This window comes from Streptomyces sp. (assembly GCF_035563135.1).
GTDB lineage: Bacteria > Actinomycetota > Actinomycetes > Streptomycetales > Streptomycetaceae > Streptomyces.
In genome coordinates this window covers 1-8,291 of sequence record NZ_DATMVN010000229.1, presented here as the reverse complement: position 1 = coordinate 8,291, position 8,291 = coordinate 1, and the positions used below count along the sequence as shown (strand labels likewise).

Sequence of the window (8,291 nt, the reverse complement as noted above, 5' to 3'; positions counted from 1 at the left end):
CCGGCGGCGCCCGGCGCAGCCTCCACCAGGCGCATCAGCAGCTCGCCCCAGCCGCTGCCGAAGTCGGCGATCCGCGCCCCGGGAGCCGGGGCGCAGGCCGCGATCAACCGGGCGGCGTGCTCCTCGGAGAGCGGAGTGTTCCACATGAGGCGCTCGTTGCCGGGGGCGGACATAAGGGCTCTGATCTCATCGGAGGACATGGCCAGGAGCCTGGCACGGCCGGCCCGCGCGGACCAGGGAGTTTTTGCCGCTCGACGCACTCGGGGCCGGGGGCCCGTCCCGCCCGCGGGCTCTCGTCCCCCCGGCGTGCCCCGCGGGTACGAGGGGTACGACGATGCCGCCGCCCAGACGAATGAGCGACGGCATCGGCGTTGACCCTGCGGGGAGCGTCACTCCCACTCGATCGTCCCCGGCGGCTTGCTCGTCACGTCGAGGACCACGCGGTTGACGTCGGCGACCTCGTTGGTGATGCGGGTGGAGATCTTCGCCAGCGTCTCGTACGGCAGACGCGACCAGTCGGCCGTCATGGCGTCCTCGGAGGAGACCGGGCGCAGCACGATCGGGTGACCGTAGGTGCGGCCGTCGCCCTGCACGCCGACGCTGCGGACGTCCGCGAGCAGGACCACGGGGCACTGCCAGATGTCACGGTCCAGGCCGGCCGCCGTCAGCTCCTCGCGGGCGATGGCGTCGGCCTCGCGCAGCAGGTCGAGCCGTTCCTTGGTGACGTCGCCGACGATACGGATACCGAGGCCGGGGCCGGGGAACGGCTGGCGCTGGACGATCTCCTCCGGCAGGCCGAGCTCCTGGCCGACCATCCGGACCTCGTCCTTGAACAGCTGGCGCAGCGGCTCGACGAGCTGGAACTCGATGTCGTCGGGGAGCCCGCCCACGTTGTGGTGGGACTTGATGTTCGCGGTGCCGGTGCCGCCGCCGGACTCGACGACGTCCGGGTAGAGGGTGCCCTGGACGAGGAAGGCGACCTCGGGGCCGTCCTCCTGGAGGATCTCCAGCTGGGCCTGCTCGAAGACGCGGATGAACTCGCGGCCGATGATCTTCCGCTTCTGCTCCGGGTCGGACACGCCGGCCAGGGCGTCGAGGAAGCGCTTCTCCGCGTCGACCACCTTCAGCTTCGCGCCGGTCGCGGCGACGAAGTCCTTCTCGACCTGCTCGGTCTCGCCCTTGCGCATCAGGCCGTGGTCGACGTACACACAGGTCAGCTGGGAGCCGATGGCCTTCTGCACGAGGGCCGCGGCGACCGCGGAGTCCACGCCGCCGGAGAGGCCGCAGATGGCGCGCTTGGTGCCGACCTGCTCGCGGATCAGGGCGACCTGCTCCTCGACGACGTTGGTGGTCGTCCAGGTCGGCTCGATGCCCGCACCCCGGTAGAGGAAGTGCTCCAGGACCTGCTGGCCGTAGGTCGAGTGCATGACCTCCGGGTGGTACTGGACGCCGTAGAGCTTCTTCTCGTCGTTCTCGAAGGCGGCGACCGGCACGACGTCCGTCGACGCGGTGACGGTGAAGCCCTCGGGGGCGGCGGAGCAGGCGTCGCCGTGCGACATCCAGACCGACTGCTCGGTGGGGGTGCCCTCGAAGAGGGTGGAGCCGGCCTTGGAGACGGTGAGCGGGGTGCGGCCGTACTCGCGGGCGCCGTTGTCGTCGACCGTGCCGCCGAGGGTGGTGGCCATGATCTGGAAGCCGTAGCACATGCCGAAGACCGGGATTCCGGCCTCGAACAGCGCACGGTCGAGACTGGGCGCGCCCTCCGCGTACACCGAGGACGGTCCGCCGGAGAGGATGATCGCCCGGGGCTTCCTGGCCAGCATCTCGGCCACCGGCATCGTGGACGGGACGATCTCGCTGTAGACCCGGGCCTCGCGGACGCGGCGGGCGATGAGCTGGGCGTACTGGGCGCCGAAGTCGACCACCAGGACGACGTCCGTCGTGGTGTCGGGGGCGGCGGGGGGTGCTGCTGGCACGGGAGCGGCCTTCCGGCGGTGGAGAGGGGGTCGGTCCTTCAATTCTACCGGCCTCGCACCATTGCCCCGCCGGACTCCCGTCTCACCATCCGGGCCCGGCGTGGACCCCGGCCCGGACCGGGGTCCATACTTGCTCCCATGCGTCAGCACACGACCTTCGTCTTTACCTATGGCACCCGGCCCGCCGGCTGCCATGGTCGTGCTGCTTGAGCAACTGACGAGCAACGTTCCAGGCGCCCCGGGCCGACAGGCCCGGGGCGTTCTGGCGTTCCGGACCTGTTCGCCCCGGGGCCTCAGCCCACCGGGAGTCACAGATGACCAGCACCGCACCCACGAGGACGGCCGCCGAGCGGACCGGAGCGCACACCGACGAGGCCGCGTCCCTGATCGGGGGCGCCCGGACACGCATCGACGCCCTGGACGACCGGATCATCGGCCTCGTCCAGGAACGGATGGCCGTCTCGGCGGTGATCCAGGAGGCAAGGATCACGTCCGGGGGCCGCCGGGTGAACCTCTCCCGGGAGATGGACGTCCTCAGCCACTACAGCGACGCCCTGGGCAGGCCCGGCACGGTGCTCGCCATGACGCTGCTGGAGCTGTGCCGCGGCCGGGTGTGACGTACGGGAAGGTGTAAGGCCGCACCCGCGTTCGGGCCCGGCCTCACCCGTACGGCGCGTGACCGGGTCCCCGACGGCTTCGTTGAACCAGGTGTCCGTGCCAGCCAGGGGCGGCATCGGCAGAAATCCACGCGTGGCTCCGCCGGGACGTGTGGCGTACCGCAGGTACGTCGTGGGACCACGGCCCGGCGCGTGTGACCGGTCGGCAGGGGACAGCAGTCCGGTCACCCATGTGCGGCCGGCCCCGGGGACGCCCGGGACCGGCCGCCCTCGGACCGGCGTGGACGACGGTCTCAGATCCGCTGGGCGCGGCGCCGGGTCGTCGCGTACAGCACGCCGCCCGCGGCCAGGGCGACCGCAGCGACGGCGGTGCCCACGAGCGCCACCGAGCCCGTGGAGGCGAGGAAGCCCCCGGTGCCCGTCGGGGCGGAGCCGGACGTGCCCGACGTACCCGTGGTACCCGCGTCGGACGCGGAGCCCGAGGTGGAGGTCTCGCCCGAGGCGCCCGGTGTGCCGGTCGCGGAGCCCGCCGTGTCACCGCCGGTGGCGCCCTCCGTGCTGGTGGAACCCTCCGACGTACCGCCGGTGTCCTCGGAACCGGAGTCCGTGCCGTTCAGCACGAGCTGCGCGGTGTTGTCGGTCCCGTCGGGGTCGAAGGGCAGGGCGGGGTCGCTCAGCCAGGTGTTCCGGACGGTGACGGCGCCCGAGGCGCCCGGGACCACCTTGTCGATCTTCAGCTCGAAGGGCAGTGCGATGTCCGCCCCGTCCCGCACGGTCATCGAGGAGTCGCAGAAGTAGCGGGGCGCCGCGCTCTGGTCCTCGCGGTACTTGCCCTCCGCCGTCACGCCCTGGCAGGAGTCCGGCTTGCCGGTGACCCGGGCGCCCTCGGGGACGGTGAAGTCGAGGGTGGCGACGGGCTCGCCGGAGCGGATGTAGCCGATCCAGGCCGGTCCCTCGTTACGGAAGCCGATGTCCGCTGTGACGGTCTCGCCCTCGGCGCCTGCGGCCTTGGCTCCGTACGCCGTGAAGTCGGCCGTGTTCTCGGTGCGGAAGTCGGCTTCCTGCTGGTTGTCCCAGGGGTCGAGGTCCGCGCTCCGCGCGGAGGACGCGGCCTTCTTCAGGGTCAGCTCCGGGCCGGTGCCCCGGGTGAAGGGCGCACCGGCGCGCTGCGCCGAGCGCTGGGCGGGGCTGTCCTCGTGGACGCGGTAGATGAAGGTGTCGTAGAAGGCGCGCTCGGTGGCCTTGACGGACAGCGGCTCCGCCAGCGTGTGGACGGCGCCCGGCTCGAAGGTGCCCGCGACCGAGCACAGGGCGGTGGACCAGCCGAAGCCCCCGGACGCCCCCTCCCCGGTCTCCCCGCTGTACTCGCAGTTGGCGTAGCGCTCGGGGATCTCCATGCCCCGTGAGTACATGAGGGTCAGCAGGACGCCGTCGGCGGCCCGGGTGCCCTTGTTGGTGAACGTGATCGGTGCGGGCTGCACATCGCCCGGCTGGAGCTCCTGCTCGAAGGGCAGCTGCTTCATGGCCAGGTCGGGGCCGCCGATGACGACCTTCGTCGAGAAGGGGGTGAAGGCGGCTCCCTCCGCCGAGCCGGTCACCTCGATGGTGCCCGAGGCGCCGTCCTCGCTGCCCTCGGCGGCGGCGAGGCCGAAGTCGGCTATGGAGTTGAGGCCCGACCAGACGCCGTAGTCGTGGCAGACGGCCCTGTCACCGGTGATCTCGCAGTCCGATCCCGTGTCCTCGGCCGGGGAGAGTTCGGCGACGCCCGCAAGGCCGCTGAGGTCGAGGGTGTAGGTCACCTCGCCCTCGTAGCCCATGCCGTCCGGGTCCGGGTCCGGGTTGTGGACGGTGAGCCCGAGCGAGGACTTCTGCGGGCTTCCGGTCTCCGGATACGGGTGCAGGGCCGTCTCGGCGGGTCCGCCGAGCGTGAAGACGGGGCTGTCGGCCTGCGCCGGGGCGCCGAGGGCGAGTGCACCGGCGGCGAGCACTCCGGCGGCTGTGAGGCCGCCTGCCGTACGGCGCAGCGCTGTTCTCGGGGAAGGGCGTGTCATCGCGAACCTCTGGGGATCAACGGAGCTGTGTGACTGCTGTGACTCAGCACGGGTTCGACCGTGCCGGGCCGCCAAGAGTCGTCCCGTACAAGATCACGAATTGAACAAGGTGCGGGGAGCGTGACGAAGGCCACAGGGAGATTCTGTGAAACCGGGGACAACCGTCGCCCCACCCGGTGGGTCATGTATGACGAACACACCGGCTCGTCCCGTGCTTCGCGACGGGTGGAGGGGCTGCACTCGGAGGGGGGTGCAGCCCCTTGGCATGCCTGCGGGGGCCTCGCGGCGCTCCGGCCTCGGGAGGTCCTGCGGCGTTCCGGCCTGCGGGGGCGCCTCGCGGCGCTCCCGCAGGCGCTGCCGGTGGCCGGCGGGTGTTCTCCGGCGCGGCTCAGACCTCGGTCGCGGCCTTCTCCGTCTTCTTCGGCGGCACCACCGGTATCCCCAGGAACGGCAGCTTCAGGGCGCCGAACGCCTCCTTCGGTACGGCGGGTGTCCGGGGCTCGACGGCGGCGAGCCGTTCGTAGGCCGCGTCCTGCGCCGGGCGCGGATCCGCCTCGCCCTTGTTGGGCCAGAAGGACATCGCGCGTTCCGCCTGCGCCGTGATGGTCAGCGACGGGTTGACACCGAGGTTGGCGGAGACGGCGGAACCGTCGACGACGGAGATGCCCGGGTGCCCGTACAGCCGGTGGTACGGATCTATGACGCCCTCCTCGGCGCTCGCCCCTATCGGGCAGCCGCCGAGGAAGTGCGCGGTGAGCGGGGTGCCCATCAGCTCCCCTATGTTCGATCCGGCGAAGCCGTTGATCTCCTGGGCGAGCAGCGTCGCGCCCTGGGTGGCCTCGGCTATCTGGGTCGGGTTGGGTGAGCCGTGCCCCTGCCGGGCGGTGAGCAGCCCCTTGCCGACGCCGCCGGGCTTGCGGTACGCGGTCAGCGAGTTGTCCAGCGACTGCATGACCAGGCCGATGATGGTCCGCTCCGACCAGCGCCGGTTGGACAGCGAGCGCATCAGGAGCCACGGGTGCCTGGCCGCACTGCCGAACCAGCTCAGCACCCGGTGCGTGCTGTAGGGCACCTGGAGGATGGTCAGCGCGCCCATCGCGTTGGAGCCCTTGCCGTAACGGACCGGTTCTATGTGGGTGTTCTCGTCGGGGTGGATCGACGAGGTGATGGCGACACCCTGGGTGAAGTCGGCCTTGGCGATGCCGTGCTTCCTGCGGTAGCGGCGGTCGCTGGTCTGTGCCCCCACCAGGCCCTCGGAGTTGGTGCGGGTCAGCTCGCCGAGCCGGGACGACAGCCGGGGCAGCAGCCCCTCGTCCTTCATCGTGTGCAGCAGGGTCTGGGTGCCGTACGTGCCCGCGGCGACGACCACCTTCCGGGCGCGCAGCACGGACGGTACCGCCTTGCGGCGCCGGTGCGTGGGCACGGTCGACACGCGGTAGCCGCCGTCGGGGCCGTCCGTGACCGCGACGACGGAGGTCATCGGGTGGATGACGGCGCCGGCCTTCTCCGCCAGGTACAGGTAGTTCTCGTTGAGGGTGTTCTTCGCGCCGTGACGGCAGCCCGTCATGCATTCGCCGCACTGGGAGCAGGCCGTGCGGTCGGGGCCGGCGCCCCCGAAGTAGGGATCGGCCGTCCGCCCGCCGGGCGTCGTACGGGTCGCGCCGTCGGCGTCCTGGCCGTCCCCGAAGAAGACACCGACCGGGGCGAGGTGGAAGGTGTCGCCGACGCCCATGGACTCGGCCACGGCCTTGAGGTGGACGTCCGCCGGGGTCACGGTCGGGTTGAGCCGCACCCCGAGCATCCGCTTCGCCTGGTCGTAGTACGGCGCCAGCTCGACCTTCCAGTCGGTGATCCCGGCCCACTGCCGGTCCTCGAAGAACGGCGCGGGCGGCACGTACAGGGTGTTGGCGTAGTTGAGGGAGCCGCCGCCGACACCGGCGCCGGCCAGCACCATCACCTTGCCCAGCAGATGCACCCGCTGGAGGCCGAACATGCCGAGCGCCGGGGCCCACAGGTAGTTCTTGAGGTCCCAGGAGTTCTTGGGGAGCGTCTCGCGCGTGAACCGGCGGCCGGCTTCCAGGACGCCGACCCGGTACCCCTTCTCACTCAGCCGCAGGGCCGAGACCGCGCCGCCGAAGCCCGAGCCGACGACGATGACGTCGTAGTCGTACGCGTCGTCGTCCGCCGCCGGGACGGACGGACCGGCCTGGTTCTGGGCATGGCTGTCCTGGGACATGGCTCTCCTCGGTACGAAAAGGACAGATAGGGGCGCTGGGGGTCAGCGCAGCCGGAAGGCCTTCATCGCCTTGAGGCTGCGGCTCATGAAGGCGGCGTACTTCTCGTCGTCCATCCCGAAGGCGGGGGCGAGGGGGATCAGCCGCTGCTGGGCGACCGTCTGGGCCTCGGTGTACTTCAGGATGCCCTCGGAGCCGTGCCGCCGGCCGAGACCGGAGTCCTTCATGCCGCCCATGGGCGACTGGACACTGCCGTACGCGGGTGCGTACCCCTCGTTGATGTTGACCGTGCCCGTCCGCAGCCGCGCGGCGACACGGTGGCCGCGTCCGGAGTTCCTCGTCCAGACGCTGGAGTTGAGGCCGTAGGGGGTGGCGTTGGCGAGGGCGACGGCCTCGTCGTCGTCGCCGAAGCGGTAGACGGAGACGACCGGGCCGAAGGTCTCCTCGCCGCAGACGGCCATGGGCGCCTCGACCCCGTCGAGGATCGTCGGCTCGTAGAAGAGCGGGCCGATGTCCGGGCGGGCGACACCGCCCGCGACGAGCGTGGCGCCCTTCTCGACGGCTTCGGCCACATGCCGGCTCACGGTCTCCAGCTGCCGCTCACCGACGAGGGAGCCCATGTCGGCGCCGTACGCGAGGGAGCTGCCGAGCCGCATGGCCTTCGTGCGGGCGGCGAAACGCTCCACGAAGTCGTCGGCGACCGACTCGTGGACGTACAGCCGCTCGATGGAGATGCAGAGCTGCCCCGCGGAGGAGAAGCAGGCGCGGACGGCGCCCGCGGCGGCCTTCTCCACATCGGCGTCGTCCAGGACGAGCATGGCGTTCTTGCCGCCCAGTTCGAGGGATACGCCGACGAGCCGGGCGGCGGCGCCCTGGGCGACCTCACGGCCGGTGCGGGTGGAGCCGGTGAAGGAGACGTAGTCGGCGCGGGCGACGATCTCCGGGCCGACGACCGGCCCCTCCCCCAGGACGACCTGGAACACCTCGGCGGGCAGTCCCGCCTCGATCAGGAGGTCGCGGGCCCACAGGGCGGTCAGCGCGGTCTCCGTGTCGGGCTTCATCACGACGGCGTTGCCGGAGACGAAGGCGGGAAGCGCGTCGCCGACGGAGAGTTCGAGCGGGTAGTTCCAGGGGGCGATCTGGCCGACGACCCCGCGCGGCTGGCGCAGCTCGGTGACCTTGGTGAGCGTCGGGACGACCCCGGTGTGCCGCTTCGGCCTGAGGTACGAGGCGGCCTTACGCCCGTAGTGCCGGGCCGCGACGGCGACGGCCTGCACCTCCTCGTGGGCGTGCAGCCGGGCCTTGCCGGTCTCCAGCTGGATCAGGTCGAGGACCTCCGACTGGCGCTGCAGGACCAGGTCGTGGAAGCGGAGCAGCACGGCGGCCCTGACCCGGACGGGGGTCGCGGCCCAG

The 8,291-nt window shown here is 71.6% G+C and carries 5 protein-coding genes and 1 pseudogene; 1 reads left to right on the top strand and 5 read right to left on the bottom strand.

Annotated elements, in window-relative coordinates; all coding sequences use genetic code 11:
- Both VN520_RS10115 and guaA read right to left on the bottom strand, forming a co-directional pair.
- Window positions 1–200: pseudogene (locus tag VN520_RS10115) on the bottom strand (SAM-dependent methyltransferase); the annotation flags it as partial.
- 189 nt (window positions 201–389) lie between these two features.
- Window positions 390–1,976, bottom strand: a complete 1,587-nt coding sequence (guaA, locus tag VN520_RS10110) for a glutamine-hydrolyzing GMP synthase (protein ID WP_325746531.1) — start codon at window positions 1,974–1,976, stop codon at window positions 390–392.
- Window positions 1,977–2,290: 314 nt separating this feature from the next.
- Here guaA and VN520_RS10105 point away from each other — a divergent pair, with 314 nt between their 5' ends.
- Window positions 2,291–2,593: a chorismate mutase gene (locus VN520_RS10105; protein ID WP_325746530.1), complete on the top strand. Its 303-nt coding sequence runs from the start codon at window positions 2,291–2,293 to the stop codon at window positions 2,591–2,593.
- A 293-nt stretch (window positions 2,594–2,886) separates the two neighbouring features.
- Here the strand turns inward: VN520_RS10105 and VN520_RS10100 are convergent, their stop codons facing one another.
- From VN520_RS10100 to VN520_RS10090, 3 genes are all read right to left on the bottom strand, one after another.
- On the bottom strand, window positions 2,887–4,644 hold the full coding sequence (locus VN520_RS10100; protein ID WP_325746529.1) for a peptidase: 1,758 nt from the start codon (window positions 4,642–4,644) through the stop codon (window positions 2,887–2,889).
- 388 nt (window positions 4,645–5,032) lie between these two features.
- Complete coding sequence (locus VN520_RS10095; protein WP_325746528.1) at window positions 5,033–6,880, bottom strand: GMC family oxidoreductase; 1,848 nt, start codon at window positions 6,878–6,880, stop codon at window positions 5,033–5,035.
- Window positions 6,881–6,922: 42 nt separating this feature from the next.
- On the bottom strand, window positions 6,923–8,291 hold a 1,369-nt coding region (locus VN520_RS10090), incomplete at its 5' end, for a succinic semialdehyde dehydrogenase (protein ID WP_325746527.1).